Origin of the sequence: Pseudomonas sp. W22_MBD1_FP4 (genome assembly GCF_052113765.1) — a bacterium.
Classification (GTDB): Bacteria; Pseudomonadota; Gammaproteobacteria; order Pseudomonadales; family Pseudomonadaceae; genus Aquipseudomonas; species Aquipseudomonas sivasensis.
This window is the reverse complement of sequence record NZ_JBGQOI010000002.1, coordinates 446,619-465,319: the sequence shown is the minus strand read 5'-3', so window position 1 is coordinate 465,319 and position 18,701 is coordinate 446,619. Positions and strand designations below refer to the sequence as shown.

The window sequence follows — 18,701 nt, the reverse complement described above, 5'->3', positions numbered from 1 at the left end:
GCTGAGCAACAGCAGGAAGAAATCGCGGCGCAGCTCAAGCATTACTCCGGTGAGTTGCACGCGTCGATGGATGACTTGGTCAGCACCATCGACCAGCAGAACAGCGTATCGGCCCAGGCCGGGGCCACGGTGGAGGGGCTGTCGAGCCAGGCGGATGTGGCGGTGGAAGGTGCGCGCACGCTGGCCGGGTCGAGTTTGCGGATCCAGTCGATTGTGCAGGTAATCCAGCAGATCGCCGGGCAGACCAACTTGCTGGCGCTCAACGCGGCCATTGAAGCGGCGCGCGCGGGCGACTTGGGCCGGGGCTTTGCAGTGGTGGCGGACGAGGTGCGCAAGCTGGCGGAAATCACGCGTAAGAATGCGGCGGAAATTGGCGTGGATATTGACCTGCTGTCGAGTGAGATCCAGCGGGTAGCCCAGCAGATCGAAGACCAGTCCACCGGTGTGGGCGCACTGCGAGAGATGCTGGACGCGTTGGAAGCGTCCAGCCGTGCGACCGAGGGCACGGCGCAGCGGACGAAGACGATTGCGGATACGTTGACGGGGCTGACGCACGCGTAGGCGTTATTGAAATCTTCAGCTTTGGAATCTCATTGAGGCATGAGGACTGTGCGGTGCCTTAGGGCATCGCTTATCAAGTCCTCATAATTATTGGTTTTTCATCAGCATGAAAAAATGGCCGGGCCAGACTCTTCGCATGGCGAACGCCTCACGGTCACCGGCAACAAAGTCCGCGAAGTAGCTTTTGGGCGATTGGCGGACAATGTCGTCCAAGATTGAGCGTTGTGACGTCTGACTGTCGAAAGAGGCGACCGGCTTGCTTATCCGGCCAGTGGTTTTGTCCAGTGTGTAGCCTTCTGCCTTGCCGTGTTCGGTGAGGGTCCAAACGCCGTTGACGTTATCCGTGAGTGCCTTGAAGGGCGGTAGCCTGACGTCCTTGTTGGTGGTTTGGACAATATGGTCCTCGTACCTGACTTTGTGGTAGGTGGCGAACTGGCTGGCGAGTGGGGGCTGATCAGCCCCTTCATTAGAGAATTTTTTTACCATCTTCTCCAGGAACGGTATGCCACCAATGTTTGTAAACGCACCTTGGGCCGGGTCCAGAATGTGTCGCAAGAAACCCTGGTCGATACGGGTGCTGTTGATCGCCGAACCCTCCAGGACGCTTGACGCGATTGCGGCGTCCTCTGGCTTGAAATCGAACGTCACCTGATACCCTTCCCCGTCATAGCGAACGTTACTCCCCCCGAATTGAAGGCCGTCGCTGTAATGACGATAGGTACCGAGTGCTATGGCCACGTGATCTACAAAACGCAGGTCAGCACCCTCCGCTGCGGCGTAAGCGTACATATCCGAGATCAAGGCACGATCCTCAGGGTTGAGGAAATCGGCGTGGTTTTGAGTGCCGTTATAGACGGTGGCAGGTGGCTTGGCGACCGGCGGTTCAACCCCCCCGTACAAACGCGAAATCAGGTGATCACGCCCATTTGCAGGTAGCAATTTCGGGTTGGCAGCCATTGGGGTTGCGGTTGCTTGCAACTCTTCCCACGCTGAACGTCGCTCATTGAGCGTGAAGGCGCCGCCAACGTCCCTCGCAATCAGGCTGAGCTGATCGCGCGCAAGCCCTTTGAAAGGGTTGCTGTCAATGCCATCGACGAAGCCGTTGGCCTGCCGGGCCCGAGCCAGGAGCTCCGGGTTATCGGTATTGGGAAGCGCTGCACCGTGTTGTTTTTTGTTGGCGATGTAGTTATCGCCGGTAATCGAGTGGAACGGGTTTTCGCTCTCCGATCCCGCGCGTTTTTCAGCACGCGCTGCCGCTTCGCTCAACTGGTGAGCCAGGATTGAGACGGTGCTGTTGGTAACTTCACCGTTCGAAGTTGACGCGGCAATGGGCTCTTCTTTATCTGACGAAACCGCAAACACGGGCTCGGCGTTGGAAGTACTACTTGTTGCCATACGATTAGTGGCTGACGACGCATGAAGATTAATAGATATCATGGATCACTCTTCCTAAATAGGAGGACAGCGCCGCTGCCACATCATTAATATCATTGTTTTTCATGTAAAAGAGCCAAAAAACCAAACAGACAAAATACTTTTCAGTTGATTAATAGCTATATTTTAATACGACTGAATCGACGCCAGCAGGACGCGTATAGCGAGGTGTGCCCCCGTATACGTCATGATAGATTCTAACTCGCGAGCCATTACCAAACGACTGACTGTTAAAATCCTGCACTGTGCCAGACGAACGCGGAGTGATTCTCCTGCAATCCTCTTGAGAGCTGAAGGGCCTTGAATAGCAAAGCCTCACATCCTCCCTGATGCTGTCAGGGTAAAACGTTGTACTCCATTGAATTTCCACTAACTGTTTGGGATCAATGAGCGTTCCTGGGGGAAAGTCCGAGCTAACAACACTGAAACTCGCAAACCCTACACCCGGATGAGTATCGGAATTGGATAACACCAACACGGGACTGGGGTCCCCAGACTTTGAAATAGAACTTTCTTTCGCAACGCCCCCCCCACTGGCCAATACCAGCAGAGCAGTAACAAGAGCACGCACAGGCTTGTTTGCATTTACGGAGCAACGAATCACTATCGAGCCACTCATAATCACCACCATCGCTTGAGGAGTTAATACGTAAGAGCCCAATGGATCCAGCTGTAAGAATCACACTTCTACCATTGCACGATTCATTAACCGTAGAAACCCACGCACTTCCTAAAACAATGAAGGACAGCTCTGTAATACTAATAAATAGGAATACGCAGGTATTTTCCTAATCCCGCATGCCCGCTATTTAATTTGGGCTTTGTAAGGCTACTCAGGCGAGTCAAGCAGGCTGAACAGATTGTTCATCCAGATCGCTCGCTTGGGGGACGGATCGTCGCTGTCGGCAAGGGCATCCATAAGGGAGCGACTCTGCGCGGAACCAACAGAGGTTTCCAGGATGAAGCCCTGCTGAGCTTCATCCTCTGGAGGCATTGTTGGTCGGTGCAGCTTGCCGGTAGCGGTGTCCAGCGTGTAGCCAGCGGACTTACCCAGTTCGGTCAAACTCCACACGCCATTAACGTTGGTGGCAACTACCTTTGAGGGCGGCAGTTTGGTGTCCGTGTTCGTCGTGACCAGGACGTTGTCCTTGTTTTCGATCCGGTTGAAGGTGGCGAATTCGCTGCCGAGCGCGGCTTGTGAAGCACCTTCAGCAGAGAACTTGAGCACCATCTGTTCAAGGAAGGGTATTCCGCCGATGTTGGAGAGAGATCCGTAGTCCGGGTTCAGAATATGCCTTAAGAAGCCTGGGTCGATACGGGTGCTGTTGATGGCCGAACCATTAAGAATGCGCGAGGCAATAGCCGCGTCCTGCTCCTTGAAGTGGAAGGTGATGCGATAACCCTCCGAGGTATAGCCATTGTTGTGGCTCAACTGCTGACCGCCGTCGCTGAGATGTCGATAATGGCCGAGCTGCCAGGCCAAGTCATCGACGAAGGCCAGATCAGCACCTTCAGCCTGCGCGTAAGCGTACATCTGCGAGATCACGGCACGATCATCGCGGTTGAGGAAATGATAAGAGCTCTGAGTTAGGTTGTAGGAGGTCAATGGTGGCTGGGCCACCGGCGGCTCGTAGTTGCCGAACACGCGAGCGACCATCAGAGCATGGCCGTCAATCGATGCCTGACTCGCGCTGCTCGCCTGGGCGGGTGCCGTAGATTCCATCTCTTGCCATGCGGCACGGCGTTCGTTGGTGGTGAATGCGCCGCTGTCCTCATGGGCGATCAGGATCAACTGATCACGTCCCAAGCCCTTGAAGGGGTTGCTGTCGGAACCGTTGATGAAGGCGGTTGCCTGTCGGGCGCGGGCCAGGAGCTCTGGAAGATCGGTGTCTGGGACCTCGGCGTCATGCTGCGCTTTATCCGTGAGGTAGCTGTCGCCGATGATCGAGTCCGGCGGATCGGCGGGTGCCTCTGCGGTGCGGGTGTCGGCGCGCACTGAGGCTTCGCTCAACTGACGAGCCAAAACCGATACGGTGTGGGGCGCACTATCAGTGTGTGTAGCGGTAGATGCACCAGCCGTGTCTGCCGTTGTCTGCATTGCTGGTGAGGTTGCGGCATTAACCGGACTGCTAGCCAAGCGATTGTTAGGCACTGAGGAATAAGCGTGGATAGTTGCCATGAGAATTCACCCTGTAGAGGCGGCTAAAATTTTACCAACTGCACGTTTTTTATTTATCAGAGCAGAGGTCACCGTAATAAGTGACCCTTGCACGGTATTACGAGTTAGTACCTATATCGAAAAGTCACTGTATCAACGCCAGCAGGACGACTGTAGGGTGGTGTGCCCCCTAACACATAATGCTTGATGACAACACGTGATCCGTGATTGAAACTCTGGGCATTAAATTCATAGATAACGCCAGATGAGTTAGGAGCGATATCCACGCAATTGGGTTGAGAACTATAGGGGCGAAAGTAACAGAGTTCGACCTTTGAATTGGCACTTTCAGGGTAGTACGTTGTACGCCACGCGATCTCTAGTAACTCTTTCGGATCAGGCAAAGTACCACTGGGAAAGTCCAACGAATTCGCGTAGAAATTGGCTAATCCAACACCCTCATTGGACAAAACCAGCACAGGACTTGGCGTATCATCTTTAGTGAAAGATCGCTCTTCAGCCAACGCCAAACTAGCAGACACAAATAGCAAGAGCGCAAACAAAACGAGTATGAACTTACGAACATTCAAACCAAGCATTAAAGTCAACATCTCGATTGGAATTTTCATAACCCTCACCTTATTAATCAACGGTAGGAAGTACGGCACTACCGTCGCACGCTTTTTTAACCAAAGTAAGATAGCAACGTCCTAAATTCACGAAAGAGCAATCTGTAATACTAATAAGTAGGAATACGTCGGTAACGTCCTAGTCCCGCCTCCCCTCTACCAAAACCGCTTGTTTCAGGTCATGCTTCGCCGCTCATTTCAAGGACGATAACAACAATGAAAACCGCTCTACGCGCCCTGTTCCTGATTTGCCTCACCGCTCCCGCCTTCGCCGCCGAAAACCCCGTCGGTTTCAAGACCACCACCCTGCCCGATGCGCAAAACAACCGACCACTCGAACTGGTCGTCTGGTACCCCGCTACCACCACCACCCAACCCAAGCTGATCGCCGACAACGCAGTCTTCATCGGCGCCCTCGCCGTACCCGATGCACCACCCGCCAGCGGCGAACATCCACTGGTCGTGCTCTCCCACGGCTACGGCGGTAATTGGGGTAAACAGACGTGGCTGGCCAGTGCGTTGGCCCATCAGGGCTATATCGTCGCGGCGGTCAATCACCCCGGCACCACCACCAAGGACCGCAGCCCGCAAGCCGCCGCGCAGTTATGGCAGCGCCCGGTGGACTTGAGCCGTGCTATCGATGCAGTGTTGGATCAGCCCACGCAATTCGGCGCGGTGGCGAACAAACAGATATCCGCTGTAGGCCACTCCCTGGGCGGCTGGACCGTGCTGGAAATCGCCGGTGCACGCTTCGATCCTGACCTGTTCGTCAAGGAGTGCAGCACCTATCCCAAGCTGGGCGGTTGCATTGGCTACCACGAGATGAATCCCGCTGCCACGCCAGAGGGCAAGGCCAAGCTGGCCGCTGACTTGAGCGACAAACGCGTCACCGCCATTGTGTCGTTGGACCTGGGCCTGTCGCGCGGCTTTACCGACGCCAGCCTCGCCGCATTGCCGGCGCCGGCGCTGGTGATTGCGGGGGGTGTGCCAACGGAAGATATGGCGCCTGAATTGGAGTCCGCCGATATGGTCCGGCGGATGGCAAAAGCTTCGACGCAGTATGTGGAGATCGCCGACGCTACCCACTTCAGCTTTATGTCGATCTGCAAGCCGGGGGCGATTGCGTTGATTGAAGAGAGCTCGCCGGGGGATGGCATGATTTGCCGGGATGGCGAAGGCGCTCGGGCGCGGGGAGTGATTCAGCAGCAGGTTGTGGGGCTGATTACTGGGTTTTTGAGTCGGTCGTTTCGGAACTGATTAAAGCGGAACACTCAACTCAAAGTGGTATGGATGGGAGCGGCCCAAGGTCCTCACATCGATACCACTGATGATTACTATCGAACCGCTCGCCTATAGGCAGACCAACGGCCCTTCCTATAATCGCTTCCCACTTCTTCTTCCCATGCGCCTGGCCTCAGGCGATATCCCCCCTTGGAACCCAGCATCATGCCAAGCGCCCTCCAGGCCCCCAGCGGCCTTCCCGAACATAATCAACAAAGTGTCAAACAGCAGTGGCTGGCGATTCTCTCGGTCGCGGTAGGTGCCTTTGCACTGGTGACCAGTGAATTCCTGCCGGTGGGCGTGCTCAACGATGTCGCCACCGACCTCGGTATCAGTGCCGGCCACGCGGGTTTGATGGTGACGCTGCCCGGCATCATGGCCGCCCTCGCTGCACCGTTTCTGTCGGTGAGCATTGGCGCGATGGACCGTCGCTATCTGCTGATCGGCCTGACGTTGATCATGATCATCGCCAACTCGGTCGTGGCCTTTGCCAGCGACTTCAACCTGCTGCTGTTCGGCCGTGTATTGCTGGGCATCAGCATCGGCGGTTTCTGGGCCACGGCCATTGCCCTGAGCGGTCGCCTGGCGCCCAAGGGTGTGGGCGTAGCGAAGGCGACTTCGATCATCATGATGGGCGTGACCCTGGCCACCGTACTCGGCGTGCCCGTCGGCACCTGGCTCAGTGGCCTGATGGGCTGGCGCATGACGTTCCTGGTGACCGCGCTGGTGGGCATTCCGGTACTGTTGGCGCAGATGTTCCTGCTGCCAAGACTCACGCCGGAGAAGGCCATTCGCATCAGTGATCTGCCGGCTTTATTTATCAACCCACAAGCGCGGGTCGGATTGATCGCGGTGTTGCTGATCGGGCTGGCGCACTTTGCGGCCTACACCTATGTCGCGCCGTTCTTCAAACACAGCTCTGGCTTCGACGGGCCGACCATTGGTTCGCTGTTGCTGCTGTATGGCGTCGCAGGCGTGATGGGCAATATTTTTGCCGGGTTCGCGGCTAACCGCAGCGTGCGCAATACCTTGCTGCTGGTGGCGTTGATGATCGGCACCAGCACCGCGCTGTTCCCGTACTTCGCCACCGGCATGACCGGCGCGGCGATGCTGATCGCGCTGTGGGGCTTTGCCTTTGGCGCCTTCCCGGCGTGCGCGAGTATCTGGATGTTTGTGGTGGCGCCCAAGGATGTCGAGCGCGGCATGCCGCTGTTCGTGGCGTTGTTCCAAGTGATCATTGCCCTGGGCTCGTTCTTTGGCGGGCAGATCGTCGACCAGATGGGCAGCGCGGTGCTGTTGAGCCTGGCCACGGCGCTGGTAGGTTGCGGGTTTGTGACGGTGCTGGTGTTGGGACGCAGGGTCAGCAACAGCTTGGCGGCGCAGCCTTGCTAGCCATTGGCTGCGATTTTTAAGCTGGTATCATCCGGGCACGTTTAACCCAGGTAGACACCCATGAATCGCCAGAAAAAACTGCAGCAGCTGTTCAAGGCCAAGGCCAAAAAGGCCAGCGCCAAATTGGCGCCCAAATCCAAGGACAGGTACATCAGCAAAGCAGAGCGGGAAAAACTGGCGGCTGAAGCGGATCAGGCGCCAAGCGTTTCCCCGCAAGACTGACTCAGCAGCCGCTCAGCGCCACCTGACGGCGCTCGCCCACAAAGAAAAACGGCCGCAGGCGCACGCCTACGCTGTTACCGATAAACGCCGCCACCAGCCACACCCAGCCATGCAGGCTGCCCGAGGCGATGCCGCTGAAGTACGCGCCGATGTTGCAGCCGTACGCCAGGCGCGAACCGTAACCGAGCAGCAGGCCGCCGATCACCGCAGCGATCAGCGAGCGGGCCGGGATCTTCAGGCTGGGGGCGAAACGCCCAGCCAGCCCGGCGGCCAACAGCGCACCGAGGACGATGCCGATGTCCATGACGCTGGTAATGTCCTCCCACACCGGCGCCGCCAGAGCCTTGGCATTGCCCGGCATCTGCCAGAACGCCCAAGCGCTTACGTCCACACCCAAACCACTCGCCACCTTGGCGCCCCACAGGGCGAACGCCGAAGTGATGCCCCACGGCCGCCCGGCCAGTGCGAGAGTGGCGTAGTTGAGCAGTGCCAAACCAATCGCGCCCCACACCAATGGCCATGGCCCACGCAGGAAGCGGCGCAAGCCCTGATGTTCGCTGGTCACGCCCTCTTCGAGCTGGCCGTGGCGGCGCTTTTCCAGGCGCACGGTGACGGCCGCGATAAGCGCAAACATCGCCAGGCTGGCGAGCAACGCGGGCACTACGCCGAAGCTCTTGACGATGGACACCGCCGGGAACGCCGGCAACGCAAACCACCAGTCCACATGGTGTGTGGCGATCAGCGAGCCGCAGATAAAGAACAACAACGTCACCAGCATCCGCGCATTACCGCCGCCCACGGTGAATAGCGTGCCCGAGGCACACCCGCCACCCAACTGCATGCCGATGCCGAAAATAAACGCACCAAACACCACCGACACCCCGGCCGGCGCCACCAGCCCGACCACTGGCTGCCCGAACAACGTGCCCGCCCCCAGCGCCGGGAAAAACAGCAGCACTGCCAGCGCGAGCATCACCATCTGCGCCCGCAAGCCAGCGCCACGGCGCTCATTGATGAACACGCGCCAAGCGGAGGTGAAGCCGAAGGCAGCGTGGTAAAGGGTCAAGCCCAGTGCGGCGCCGACCACTAGCAAAAGCACCTGGCGCGAACCGACGCTGTTTTGCAGGAACAAGGCGCCCAGCACCAGGATGACAAAGGCCACCAACGGCGCGACTGGCTTGCGCGCGGGGGTGATAGGGAGAGAGGTGCTCATGGGGTATCTCGGTTTGTTTGAAGGGGGGATTTCGAACGGGCGAGTATAGCCTGTGGGAGTTGTGGAGCTTTAGCTAGGCTGCGATAGCGGAGTGTCAGGCAACGTACAGGTTGGCAATGCCGCCGCCATCGCAGCCTCGCCAGGGCTCGACAACTCCCACATTGAGCTTCACTGTGGCTGAGTACTGCGCCGGCAGCGCCTGTTCAAATCACCTCGCCCTGTTTGAGGAGTCACGAATACCGCTATGAGTTTCCTCGGCACCTTCCGCTCCCTGCGCAGCCCCAACTACCGCATCTGGGCCGCCGGGGCGTTGGTCTCTAATGTCGGCACCTGGATGCAGCGCACCGCGCAGGACTGGCTGGTGCTGACCCAGTTGACCCCGCACAACGCTGCGGCGGTTGGCATCGTGATGTCGTTGCAGTTCGGGCCGCAGTTGCTGTTGCTGCCATGGACCGGCTTTGCCGCCGACCACTACGACCAGCGCAAATTGCTGATGGTCACTCAGGCGCTCATGGGTCTGCTGGCACTGACGCTGGGGGTGTTCACCGTCACTGGGTTTGTCGAACTGTGGCACGTGTATGTGTTCGCGTTTTTGTCCGGCTGCGCGTCGGCGTTCGATGCGCCGGTGCGGCAGGTTTTCGTCGCGGAACTGGTGGCCGAGAAGGATTTGTCCAACGCCATCGCACTCAATTCCACGTCGTTCAATATGGCGCGCATGATCGGCCCGGCCGTGGCGGGCCTGACCATCGCCTCGGTGGGCACCGGCTGGGCATTCCTGCTCAATGGCAGCAGTTTCTTTGCGGTGCTGGTTTCGCTTTTCTTCCTGCGGGTGTCGGGGCAGCACGCCAAGGTGCGGGCACTGCGCACCAAGGGCAGCCTGACCGAGGGCCTGCGCTATGTGTGGGCACGGCCGGACTTGAAGGCGATCCTGCTGATGTTGTTTCTGATCGGCACCTTCGGCATGAACTTCCCGATTTTTATCTCGACCATGGCGGTAACTGCGTTCCATACCGATGCGCGCGCCTTTGGCCTGCTTTCCTCGACGCTGGCCATCGGCACCATTGCCGGCGCCCTGCTGGCCGCCGGACGCGAGCGGCCACAGTTCAAGTCGTTGCTCAACGGTGCGGCGATCTTCGGCATTGGCTGCACGCTGGCGGCCCTGGCGCCGAACTATTGGTTGTTCGCCGTGGCGCTGGTGATCATCGGCGTCGGTGCCATGACCTTCAGCAACACCACCAACAGCCTGATGCAACTCACCACCGAACCCGCCATGCGCGGCCGAGTGATTGCCCTGCGCGTCGGCGTGGCCTTGGGCGGCACACCGATCGGTGCGCCTATCGTCGGCTGGGTCGCGGACCACCTGGGCCCGCGCTGGGCACTGGGTGTCGGCGCGTTGTCGGGCATCCTGGCAGTGGGTGTGGCGGTCTACACCCTGCGTCATCGGTTGGATCGGCCCAAGTAACCCTCGCTTCGGCGTCCTTGTATAGGGGGGTGGGGTATGACACCATCCGCCCTACTATAGGTAGGGGGGGGGTATATCGTGAGCCATATCACAGCCAACAAAGACAGCCTGATAAAACGGGTTAAACGCATCGCCGGGCAGATTCAGGCGGTGGAGAAAGCCCTGGAGTCAGACGCTGACTGCGCCAAGACCCTGCACTTGGTGGCCGCTACGCGCGGCGCCATCAACGGCTTGATGGAAGAGATCATCGAAGAGCACGCCAGGGCGCACGTGGCGGATCCCTCCCTCAGCGAGGAAGAACGCAACAAAGGTGTCGAAGAACTGCTCGAAGCCATCCGGCGTTACGCCAAATGACGCTCATGACAAACCACGCCCACGAGCATGTGTTCCTCGGCGCTGCCCACGAAGAGAACGCCAGGCGCACCCTGTGGGTGGTGATGCTGACAGTGGTGATGATGGTGGCGGAAATTGCAGCCGGCTACCTCACCGGCTCCATGGCCTTGCTGGCTGATGGTTTTCATATGGCGACCCATGCCGGTGCCTTGGGCATTGCCGCCGCAGCCTATGCCTATGCCAAACGCCACGCGCGCAGCCCGCGCTACAGCTTCGGCACCGGCAAAGTGGGCGACCTGGGTGGCTTCGCCTCGGCGCTGATCCTGGCGCTGGTGGCCCTGGGCATTGGCGTCGAGTCGGTGATCCGCTTGCTTGAACCCACCGCAGTGCAGTTCGGTACCGCGACCCTGATTGCCATCGTGGGCCTGGTGGTGAACATCGTCAGTGCGCTGTTGCTGGGGCACGGCCACAGCCACGAGCATGACCACGAGCATCATCACCACAGCAACGACAACAACCTGAAATCCGCCTATGTGCATGTGCTCGCCGATGCGCTGACCTCCGTCCTCGCCATTGCGGCGCTCTTGGCCGGGCGCTACCTGGGCTGGGTGTGGCTGGACCCGGTGATGGGTATCGTCGGCGCCATCGTGATTGCGCGTTGGGCCTGGAGCCTGATGGGCGTAACCGCCGGCGTGCTGCTGGATCAAACCGATGAGCACGTCGCCGCCGAAATCCGCGAGCTGGTCGAACAACCCGGCGACGCCAGGATTACCGACCTGCACGTGTGGCGCGTCGGCCCCGACGCCCACGCGGCGATTGTGAGCGTTGTCGGCCAGGCGAGCACGGATGCCGACAGCATTCGCGAGCGCCTCAAGCCGGTGCATGAAGTGAGCCACCTCACCGTTGAGTTTCGTTTGGCGTGAGTGCGCCCCCTTTACCCCATCTCCAGGTGACCTCTTGGCTAAAGACATCGAAAACCCCTGCGTCTCCACCTGTCAGCTCAGCGGCGACCTGTGCGTCAGCTGTGGACGCAGCAAGGACGACATCCGCAAGTGGAAACGCATGAAACGCCCCGAGAAAATGGCCGCGGTGCAACGTGCAACCCAACGCTTGAAGGCGTTGAAAAAAGCCAAGTAAGCCGCGTATTCAGGAGCGCCCAATCGACCCCGACACCGGAAGATTACCCAGCAGTTTGAGCCCGGTGCTTTTCACGAAGGTGTCGTAGTCCATCGGCTTCTGGATGCGCGTTTCAGCGTTGGGCAGCACGTAGGCCCAGGCGCGCTGGCTGGAGGCGTCGTACACCAGCTTGAACAGGCGCGTCGGCACCCAGACCTTGTTGTCGCCGATGGTGCTGTAACCCTGGTCAAACAGCGGCCCGGTAAACACATACACATCACCGCCGGCGCGCTTGGCAAACTTGCGCACGTCCGCCTCGACCTTGCTCCAGATCTTGCGGTTGTTGGTGGGGTCTTGGGGCACCATGTTCGACAGCGCAAACGACTGCGCCATGGCGCGGGCGTTGGGAGCATCGGCGGCCGGAGCCTGGTGGCCGCGGTCAACGGCCGGGTGCTGGCTGCGGTAGTCGCTCAGCTCCGCGCGGCCGCCTTTTGGAATGCGCGGGTCGGCATAGAACTGGTTGGTGCGCTCCTCGCCTTTGGCATCTTTCAACTGCGCAGCGTTCAGGCGTTCGACCACCACCAACGGGGTCTTGCTGGTCTGTGAGTAGAGCACCGCAAACGTCTCGGAACACAGCGCCAGGGGTTTCATCGACGCCGGAACGGTGGCCGTCTTAATTGGGGCGGCGGCAGGGAAGAGATCGGCACAGCCATCGAATGAGGTGCGTTGTTCGGTGGGGGTGTAGGGGTTTACCAGACTGCGGGCATCTACAGCGGTAGAAAACAAAACAAGGGCCGACAGCCCGACAGCGATAGTGCGTAGGTACATGCTTTAAATCTTATGGTGAGGGTAACGGAGAAGCGCGAATGTTCGTGCGGGGCTTATGGACCCTGATTCGTCTGTTTGGTGCCGCGAGACTCACGGATAAGGTTGAACCTCTCCTACGCGCAGGGGCTCAGAAGGCTACATCCTCGGGAGAATTTTATGACCCAGACAGCACTCGTCGTAGGCGCCAGCGGCATCGTTGGCAGCGCCATCACCCAGCTACTGCTTGAACAACAATGGCAGGTCGCCGCGCTGTCCCGCCAGCCATCACAGGTGCCGGGCGTGATTCCAGTCGCCGCCGACTTGCAGGACCCGGCATCGCTGCAACAGGCCTTGGCCGATCTGAAACCCACCCACGTATTCATCACCACTTGGTCGCGCCAGGCCACCGAAGCCGAGAACATCCGCGTCAACGCCGCCATGGTGCGCAAAGTGCTGGATGCCGTGCGCCCCGCCGGCAGCGTGCAGCATGTGGCCTTGGTCACCGGCTTGAAGCACTACCTCGGCCCGTTCGAAAACTATGGCAAGGGCAGCCTGCCGCAAACCCCGTTCCGCGAAGAGCAAGGCCGCCTGGATGTGGAGAACTTCTATTACGCCCAGGAAGACGAAGTGTTCGCCGCCGCCAAAAAGGACGGCTTCACCTGGAGCGTGCATCGCCCGCACACAGTCACCGGCGTGGCCGTGGGCAATGCGATGAACATGGCGACCACCCTCGCCGTCTACGCCAGCGTCTGCAAACACACTGGGCGCCCATTTGTATTCCCAGGTTCCCGCGTGCAATGGGACAGCCTCACCGACATGACCGATGCGCGGCAATTGGCACAACAACAGCTGTGGGCCGCCACCACGCCGGCGGCGGCCAACCAGGCGTTCAACATCACTAATGGCGACGTGTTCCGATGGAAATGGATGTGGGGGCAGATTGCCGATTATTTTGGCCTTGTGCCCGCAGACTTCCCGGCCAAGCCCTCGCCGCTTGAGAGTCAGATGGCCGACGATCAGGCCGCCTGGAGCCAGCTCGCTGCGGAGCATGGGCTGAAGGAAACGGACATCAGCCGCCTCGCCTCGCCCTGGCACACCGATGCCGACTTGGGGCGCCCGATCGAGGTGGTCACGGACATGTCCAAGAGCCGGAAGATGGGGTTCACCGCCTACCAGGCGAGCGACCAGGCATTTTTCGAGGTGTTCGATAAGTTGCGCGAAGCGCGGTTGATCCCTTAACGCACCAGGGGCAGCGTCACCACAAATTCGCTGCCCTTGCCATGCCCATCACTCATCCCCGTCACCTTGCCGCCGTGGGCTTCGACCAATTCACGCACTACCGTCAAGCCAATGCCCAGGCCCGTCACGTTGAAGCCGATGGCGTGTGTGTCTTGCACGTACGGGTCAAAAATGAACGGCAGTGCCTTGGCGGTAACACCGATGCCATTGTCGGCAATACTGATCCGCAGCACTTTGGCGGTCACGGTGGCCGTCATGCTGATGGTGCCGCCTACGGGCGTGTACTTGGCCGCGTTGGCCAGCAGGTTGTGCAAAATCTGCGCGAGTCGGCCCGGGTCGCCGTTGACGATCAGAGCAGCGTCAGGCAGCTCGACATCAAACTGTTGCTTTCGCGCAATCATCACCGGGCTACAGGCATCAACGGCGGCATTCAGAATACGCAGCATGTCCACTTCACTGCAGTTGATACGCAGCTTGCCGGTGCTGGCGCGCGAGACATCCAGCAAGTCGTCGACCAGTTGGGAAATATGTTGGACTTGGCCCTCGATCAACTCGCGCATGCGCGGCAGTTGATCACTGGGCAGCCGTACCATTCGCTCGGCAATCAGCTTGATGGGGGTCAGCGGATTGCGCAGTTCATGGGCGACCATCGCAAGGATGCCTTTCTGCTGGTCCAACGCTCGCTCCGCTGTCGCCTGCAGGTCCTGGGCGCCGAGCGCTGCGATGACCAGTTGCGCGTTGGCCTCACGCAGTTCCTGAAACAGTTGCTCTTCCATGCCCAGCTTGGCGACCGGTACGGATTGGGCCAGGAGTATGGCGAGCACCAACTGCTGGTTGGCCTCGATCAACTGCTCGACGTGCTGGGAATCCTCCAGGCGACTGTTGGCGTCACTCAGTTGCTGCTGCAATGCGGCCAGTACCGCTCGGGCTTCAACGGTTTTCTGGCCGAGCAGGAAGAGTTCGTGGGCAGCATTGGCTGCTTCACGCTCGTCCTCTCCAGCGCGTTTACTCATGGGTCAACTCAGACATTATCGTTCCTTAATTGGCTGGCTAGTCGGACGACCACCGAGCAGCCCTTCCTGGTCAGCGAGCATCTCGCCGATCTGCAGGCCATCGTCATTGATGTGATATTGGCGCAGCTCATCGCTGTGGGCACTGGCACGCACCTTGACCACGGCCATGATGCGCAACAGGCGGCTGCGCACTTCGATGTAGCGCTGCACGATGATCGCATCGGTCAGGAACGCCGTGCCGTAGGGGCTGAAACGCAGATCGGTGTAGCGGTCTTCCAGCTCCGAGGTCATCAATACACTGACCCCGGCGCGGGTCAACGCGGTAACCATGCGTGACAGCGACTCGCGGAAGTCCGCCCGAAAGGTCGGCGCCAGGGCCAGCTCAAAGCCCGACAGCGAATCGATGACCACCCGCGTAGCGTTCAAGCGGCTGATCTCGCTCAGCAACAGTTGGACGATTTCGTCGATGGACAAATCCGGCGCCCGGCTGTCCACCAGGCTGACCCTTCCGCTTTGGATCAGGTCTGCCAGGGTAGCGTTTTGCGAGCGGTTGGGCCGTTGCTCGAACACCGCGATAACGCCGGTTTCGCCATTGCGCGCACCCTCGGCCAGAAAGGTCGCCGCCAGGATGCTTTTACCCGACCCAGAAGGCCCCGCCACCAGCAGCGAATAGCCGCGAGGCAAACCGCCACCAAGCATTTCGTCGAGGCGTGGCACGCCCATTTTCAAGCGCTGCATCGGCAGCGTCATCGGTATCTCGACCGGGTTGAGCGGCGCAGGTGCGAACACATTGATGCCGGAACTGGCGATGCGGAAGGTATGCAAACCCGGCAAAGTCGGTTGGCCGCGCATCTTCATGACTTCCATCTTGCGCACCATGGAATTGCGCTCAACACTCTGGCGCAGCCAGATCAACCCGTCAGCTACGGTGAATATCGGGTTGGTGTCGGTTTCGGTGAAGTACTCACCAATCAGGAAGGTGGTCGCCTGCCAAGTGGTCATCAACATGCCCAGTTGTTGAACGAACTGCGGCAGGTTGTTGTTGGGGTTGTGCTGAGTCTGGCTGGCCAGCACCACCGAACGAAAGGAATCGACAAACACCAGCGACGGTGAATGCGCCTCCACTTCGCTGACGATGCGCCGGAGCACTTCATCCAGGTCACCTGCCAGCGTGTCGTCAGCCAGGTTGATGTAGCGAATCGAGTGGTTGATCGCATCGTTGTCGAAAAAGTCGAACTGCTGCTGATAACGCAACATCTTCAACGGCGGCTCACCCAAGACAGTGAAAAACAGCGCGGGCCGCTCAGGTGTCGCTAGGGCGAACATCATCTGATGCGCCAGCGTGGTCTTGCCGCAGCCGGGAGGGCCGGCGATCAGGTTGAACGAAAATTCCGGCAATCCTCCGCCCAGCACCTCGTCCAGCCCTGGCACGCCGGTAGCCAGGCGGTTGATAGTTACTTTGGTGCTCATGGCGAATTTTCCTGCGAAGGGGTGTCGCTCAAAGAAGGTTCCCACACGTCGCGCAGCAAACGGGCAGTCAGCGAAGGCCCAATCAGCGTGGTCAGCAGCGTGTAAAAGGTGATCAGCAGCCCTTCACCGAAAAGCAGTGCATCCGCTTCACTTTGCTCAACCAGCACGGATTTGAGGCCGAGCAGATCCGGCGCTGCCTGCGCACGTTCAAACGTGCTGGTCAGGTGGGGATGAATGGAGGCGCTCAGGTGGATGCTGCGGCGTGTCAACGCAACAACGCCCTGCTGGCCGATGATCGGCGTCAGTGCGGCATCCATGCCTTGCAGTATCGACACGATCACTTCGGCGATACGCGCGGTATCAGCGCTGGGACCAACACGGTGCGCCAGAGAAGCTACGATCCGGCGGCTCTCTTCGCTTAGCGTGGACATGACGGGCTTATATCCGATGAATTGAGACCCAGCGTACACCCTATGGCGCTCGACCGAAGGTTTATTGAGTCGCTGTCTCAACACCAGCCCTTCGCCCCGGCCTGAAACCATGGGCACGCGCCGCCCAGACAATTGCCAGCGCCACGCCGATCAACACGAGCATCGCCCACGCAAACGAGGCCACGCCCCAGGTATCCAGCAGCACACCGCCCACCACACCACTGCCGGCGATTGCGCTGTTCCACGCCACCACGTTCAGCGACAACGCCACATCCGCCCCCTCGCCCGCCGCGTCGGTGCCGCGCCGTAGCAATCCGTCGAAATAACCGGCTTGCTTGGGCTGGATTCCCCATCGGTTAGTCAGCCCAGGCGATATAAATTCAGCAGGCCATGCTGGCCACGCTTGCTTTCGCTGATGGCACACCGCTAATCTTGCGAATAATTCTTATCCGCAGACGTGTGCTCCCATGTCGGCACGCCACCTTCCCTTGAACCACGCCGTCCATGCGCTCTACACCGAGCACCATGGCTGGTTGTTCGGCTGGCTGCGCAAAAAGCTGGGCTGCCCCCATAACGCCGCGGATCTTTCCCACGATACGTTTGTGCGAATCCTCACCTCCCGCGACGCCCTCGGTGGCATGCGCGAGCCCCGGGCGTTTCTCACCACAACGGCGCGCCACCTGATCATCGACCGCGCACGCCGGCGTCATCTGGAAGACACCTACCTGCGGGAATTGGCGCTGACCGTCGAGATGATGGAGCAGTGCCAGCAGTCGCCGGAACAGATCCTCGTCACCTTGGAGGCTCTGGAACAGATTGCCTTCGTGCTCGACGGCCTGGCCCTGAATGCGCGGCAGGCGTTCCTGCTGTACTTCCTCGAAGGTCTGCGCCAAAGCGAGATCGCCAGCCGTCTGGGAATTTCCGAGCGCATGGTACGCAAGCACTTGATGAACGCGCTGATGCACTGCAACCACGCGCTGGACGTATGAGCGCCGACCTCGACCAGCAGGCCGCCAACTGGGTGATCCGTCTGAATGAAGGCAACCTCAGCGAGCGCGAGCAACAGCAATTCGAACGCTGGAAGGCCGCCGACCCACGGCACGTGGCCGCGTTTGAACGCTTGCAGGGTTTTGTCGGGCGTTTGCAGGCGTTGCGCCCGCAACAGGCGCCGGTGCAGGCCGCGCTGGAGGCCGCCCGGGTACGTCGGCGCAACCCGGCCGGCCGCGTGCTGCTAGGCGTGCTGCTGGCGTTGCCGGTGGCCCTGGCGCTGCGAACTTACCCGCCCAGTTACTGGCTGGCCGACCAGCGCACCGCCCGGGCGCAATGGCAGCAGGTCAATCTGGAAGACGGCTCGCAATTGACCCTCGGCGGCAACAGCGCCGTCGACCTGACCTTCAACGGCCAGCAGCGCCAGGTGCGCTTACTGCGCGGCGAAATCCTCGTGCAAGTGGCCCACGATGCGACGCGGCCGTTTACGGTGGTGACCGACGACGGCCAGATGCGCGCCCTCGGCACGCGCTTCACGGTCAAGCGCGAAGCACCGGGTACGCTGCTGAGCATGCTCGAATCGACCGTCGCCGCCACCGACGCCAGCCAGCATGACGCTGTGCAGGTGAGCGCCGGCGAACAGGCACGCATCACCCCGGACGCGGTCACGCTGCTGGGCAGGATCGACCCGCGCGCCACGGAGGACGCCTGGAAACACCATCAATTGGTGGTGCAGGACCGGCCGTTGCCGGAGGTGCTCGATGAACTCGCGCGCCAGTACGGCGGCCATGTGCAGTTCGATCGCCAGCAGTTGGCCGACCTGCGCGTGTCCGCTGTGTTGCCGCTGGATAACCCGCGGCGCGCCTTGCAATTGATTGCCGACGGCCTGCCGGTGCGTATCCGCGCGTTCAGCCCGTTGTGGTTGCAGGTCGATCGCCTGGAAAAATAGTTTC

At 60.0% G+C, this 18,701-nt stretch carries 19 protein-coding genes and 1 pseudogene; 11 read left to right on the top strand and 9 right to left on the bottom strand.

The genetic code is table 11. The features are described 5' to 3' along the window. The first annotated feature begins 66 nt into the window (after positions 1-66). Entirely contained in the window at positions 67-561 is a 495-nt protein-coding gene (locus ACEN2T_RS04895; protein WP_256226225.1) for a methyl-accepting chemotaxis protein, read from the top strand. An 87-nt stretch (positions 562-648) separates the two neighbouring features. Here ACEN2T_RS04895 and ACEN2T_RS04890 read toward each other — a convergent pair whose 3' ends face one another. The 3 genes from ACEN2T_RS04890 to ACEN2T_RS04880 form a co-directional block, all read right to left on the bottom strand. Next, entirely contained in the window at positions 649-1,998 is a 1,350-nt protein-coding gene (locus tag ACEN2T_RS04890) for a hypothetical protein (protein WP_442116387.1), read from the bottom strand. A gap of 826 nt (positions 1,999-2,824) precedes the next feature. Next, a complete protein-coding gene (locus ACEN2T_RS04885; RefSeq protein ID WP_442116386.1) occupies positions 2,825-3,991 on the bottom strand; it encodes a hypothetical protein in 1,167 nt (388 codons plus the stop codon). A gap of 287 nt (positions 3,992-4,278) precedes the next feature. Next, positions 4,279-4,782, bottom strand: coding sequence for a hypothetical protein (locus tag ACEN2T_RS04880; RefSeq protein ID WP_163034998.1), 504 nt, complete (start codon positions 4,780-4,782; stop codon positions 4,279-4,281). 216 nt (positions 4,783-4,998) lie between these two features. Between ACEN2T_RS04880 and ACEN2T_RS04875 the strand changes: the two genes are divergently transcribed. From ACEN2T_RS04875 to ACEN2T_RS04865, 3 genes are all read left to right on the top strand, one after another. Next, positions 4,999-6,039, top strand: a complete 1,041-nt coding sequence (locus tag ACEN2T_RS04875) for an alpha/beta hydrolase family protein (RefSeq protein ID WP_442116385.1) — start codon at positions 4,999-5,001, stop codon at positions 6,037-6,039. A gap of 189 nt (positions 6,040-6,228) precedes the next feature. Continuing rightward, on the top strand, positions 6,229-7,455 hold the full coding sequence (locus ACEN2T_RS04870) for an MFS transporter (RefSeq protein ID WP_095185512.1): 1,227 nt from the start codon (positions 6,229-6,231) through the stop codon (positions 7,453-7,455). A 60-nt stretch (positions 7,456-7,515) separates the two neighbouring features. Next, positions 7,516-7,677, top strand: coding sequence for a DUF2986 domain-containing protein (locus ACEN2T_RS04865; RefSeq protein ID WP_081797666.1), 162 nt, complete (start codon positions 7,516-7,518; stop codon positions 7,675-7,677). 1 nt (position 7,678) lies between these two features. Here ACEN2T_RS04865 and ACEN2T_RS04860 read toward each other — a convergent pair whose 3' ends face one another. Further along, positions 7,679-8,890: a YeeE/YedE family protein gene (locus ACEN2T_RS04860; RefSeq protein ID WP_095185511.1), complete on the bottom strand. Its 1,212-nt coding sequence runs from the start codon at positions 8,888-8,890 to the stop codon at positions 7,679-7,681. A 244-nt stretch (positions 8,891-9,134) separates the two neighbouring features. Here ACEN2T_RS04860 and ACEN2T_RS04855 point away from each other — a divergent pair, with 244 nt between their 5' ends. The 4 genes from ACEN2T_RS04855 to ACEN2T_RS04840 all read left to right on the top strand — a co-directional run bounded on the left by ACEN2T_RS04855 (position 9,135) and on the right by ACEN2T_RS04840 (position 11,822). Further along, positions 9,135-10,352: an MFS transporter gene (locus ACEN2T_RS04855; protein ID WP_032885918.1), complete on the top strand. Its 1,218-nt coding sequence runs from the start codon at positions 9,135-9,137 to the stop codon at positions 10,350-10,352. Between the two features lie 78 nt (positions 10,353-10,430). Then, the gene (locus ACEN2T_RS04850) at positions 10,431-10,706 is read left to right on the top strand and encodes a metal/formaldehyde-sensitive transcriptional repressor (protein ID WP_099603080.1); all 276 of its coding nucleotides are present in this window, start codon (positions 10,431-10,433) and stop codon (positions 10,704-10,706) included. Continuing rightward, a complete protein-coding gene (gene dmeF, locus ACEN2T_RS04845) occupies positions 10,703-11,608 on the top strand; it encodes a CDF family Co(II)/Ni(II) efflux transporter DmeF (RefSeq protein WP_442116384.1) in 906 nt (301 codons plus the stop codon). The genes ACEN2T_RS04850 and dmeF overlap by 4 nt, the downstream gene beginning before the upstream one ends. Positions 11,609-11,642: 34 nt before the next feature. Then, positions 11,643-11,822 (top strand): DUF1289 domain-containing protein, encoded by a 180-nt coding sequence (locus tag ACEN2T_RS04840; RefSeq protein ID WP_032885921.1) that lies wholly within the window; start codon positions 11,643-11,645, stop codon positions 11,820-11,822. A 9-nt stretch (positions 11,823-11,831) separates the two neighbouring features. Here the strand turns inward: ACEN2T_RS04840 and ACEN2T_RS04835 are convergent, their stop codons facing one another. Next, complete coding sequence (locus ACEN2T_RS04835) at positions 11,832-12,629, bottom strand: DNA/RNA non-specific endonuclease (RefSeq protein ID WP_442116383.1); 798 nt, start codon at positions 12,627-12,629, stop codon at positions 11,832-11,834. 156 nt (positions 12,630-12,785) lie between these two features. On the opposite strand from ACEN2T_RS04835, the gene ACEN2T_RS04830 reads away from it, so the two are divergent. Next, positions 12,786-13,847: an SDR family oxidoreductase gene (locus tag ACEN2T_RS04830; RefSeq protein ID WP_442116382.1), complete on the top strand. Its 1,062-nt coding sequence runs from the start codon at positions 12,786-12,788 to the stop codon at positions 13,845-13,847. On the opposite strand, the gene ACEN2T_RS04825 is transcribed toward ACEN2T_RS04830, so the two are convergent. The 4 genes and pseudogenes from ACEN2T_RS04825 to ACEN2T_RS04810 form a co-directional block, all read right to left on the bottom strand. Beyond that, on the bottom strand, positions 13,844-14,860 hold the full coding sequence (locus ACEN2T_RS04825; RefSeq protein ID WP_442116381.1) for a sensor histidine kinase: 1,017 nt from the start codon (positions 14,858-14,860) through the stop codon (positions 13,844-13,846). The two genes, ACEN2T_RS04830 and ACEN2T_RS04825, sit on opposite strands and share 4 nt — an antisense overlap. A gap of 15 nt (positions 14,861-14,875) precedes the next feature. Further along, on the bottom strand, positions 14,876-16,330 hold the full coding sequence (locus tag ACEN2T_RS04820) for an ATPase domain-containing protein (protein WP_032885925.1): 1,455 nt from the start codon (positions 16,328-16,330) through the stop codon (positions 14,876-14,878). Continuing rightward, positions 16,327-16,761 carry a hypothetical protein gene (locus ACEN2T_RS04815; RefSeq protein ID WP_122764620.1) on the bottom strand — a complete coding sequence of 145 codons (435 nt, stop codon included), beginning with the start codon at positions 16,759-16,761 and terminating at the stop codon, positions 16,327-16,329. The genes ACEN2T_RS04820 and ACEN2T_RS04815 overlap by 4 nt, the downstream gene beginning before the upstream one ends. A 61-nt stretch (positions 16,762-16,822) precedes the next feature. Next, positions 16,823-17,056 (bottom strand): annotated as a pseudogene (locus ACEN2T_RS04810) (MFS transporter); the annotation flags it as partial. A 172-nt stretch (positions 17,057-17,228) separates the two neighbouring features. Here ACEN2T_RS04810 and ACEN2T_RS04805 point away from each other — a divergent pair. Beyond that, complete coding sequence (locus tag ACEN2T_RS04805) at positions 17,229-17,750, top strand: sigma-70 family RNA polymerase sigma factor (protein WP_122680473.1); 522 nt, start codon at positions 17,229-17,231, stop codon at positions 17,748-17,750. After that, positions 17,747-18,697: a FecR family protein gene (locus ACEN2T_RS04800; RefSeq protein WP_099603075.1), complete on the top strand. Its 951-nt coding sequence runs from the start codon at positions 17,747-17,749 to the stop codon at positions 18,695-18,697. The genes ACEN2T_RS04805 and ACEN2T_RS04800 overlap by 4 nt, the downstream gene beginning before the upstream one ends. Positions 18,698-18,701 lie beyond the last annotated feature (4 nt).

What these genes read in the sequence shown, in the direction of transcription:
- dmeF (WP_442116384.1), top strand. Translation starts at nt 10,703, where the DNA reads ATGACGCTCATGACAAACCACGCCCACGAGCATGTGTTCCTCGGCGCT.
- ACEN2T_RS04830 (WP_442116382.1), top strand. Translation starts at nt 12,786, where the DNA reads ATGACCCAGACAGCACTCGTCGTAGGCGCCAGCGGCATCGTTGGCAGC.
- ACEN2T_RS04820 (WP_032885925.1), bottom strand. Translation starts at nt 16,330, where the DNA reads ATGAGCACCAAAGTAACTATCAACCGCCTGGCTACCGGCGTGCCAGGG.
- ACEN2T_RS04855 (WP_032885918.1), top strand. Translation starts at nt 9,135, where the DNA reads ATGAGTTTCCTCGGCACCTTCCGCTCCCTGCGCAGCCCCAACTACCGC.
- ACEN2T_RS04880 (WP_163034998.1), bottom strand. Translation starts at nt 4,782, where the DNA reads ATGAAAATTCCAATCGAGATGTTGACTTTAATGCTTGGTTTGAATGTT.
- ACEN2T_RS04890 (WP_442116387.1), bottom strand. Translation starts at nt 1,998, where the DNA reads ATGATATCTATTAATCTTCATGCGTCGTCAGCCACTAATCGTATGGCA.
- ACEN2T_RS04825 (WP_442116381.1), bottom strand. Translation starts at nt 14,860, where the DNA reads ATGAGTAAACGCGCTGGAGAGGACGAGCGTGAAGCAGCCAATGCTGCC.
- ACEN2T_RS04865 (WP_081797666.1), top strand. Translation starts at nt 7,516, where the DNA reads ATGAATCGCCAGAAAAAACTGCAGCAGCTGTTCAAGGCCAAGGCCAAA.
- ACEN2T_RS04805 (WP_122680473.1), top strand. Translation starts at nt 17,229, where the DNA reads ATGTCGGCACGCCACCTTCCCTTGAACCACGCCGTCCATGCGCTCTAC.
- ACEN2T_RS04875 (WP_442116385.1), top strand. Translation starts at nt 4,999, where the DNA reads ATGAAAACCGCTCTACGCGCCCTGTTCCTGATTTGCCTCACCGCTCCC.
- ACEN2T_RS04800 (WP_099603075.1), top strand. Translation starts at nt 17,747, where the DNA reads ATGAGCGCCGACCTCGACCAGCAGGCCGCCAACTGGGTGATCCGTCTG.
- ACEN2T_RS04835 (WP_442116383.1), bottom strand. Translation starts at nt 12,629, where the DNA reads ATGTACCTACGCACTATCGCTGTCGGGCTGTCGGCCCTTGTTTTGTTT.
- ACEN2T_RS04815 (WP_122764620.1), bottom strand. Translation starts at nt 16,761, where the DNA reads ATGTCCACGCTAAGCGAAGAGAGCCGCCGGATCGTAGCTTCTCTGGCG.
- ACEN2T_RS04870 (WP_095185512.1), top strand. Translation starts at nt 6,229, where the DNA reads ATGCCAAGCGCCCTCCAGGCCCCCAGCGGCCTTCCCGAACATAATCAA.
- ACEN2T_RS04860 (WP_095185511.1), bottom strand. Translation starts at nt 8,890, where the DNA reads ATGAGCACCTCTCTCCCTATCACCCCCGCGCGCAAGCCAGTCGCGCCG.
- ACEN2T_RS04895 (WP_256226225.1), top strand. Translation starts at nt 67, where the DNA reads ATGGATGACTTGGTCAGCACCATCGACCAGCAGAACAGCGTATCGGCC.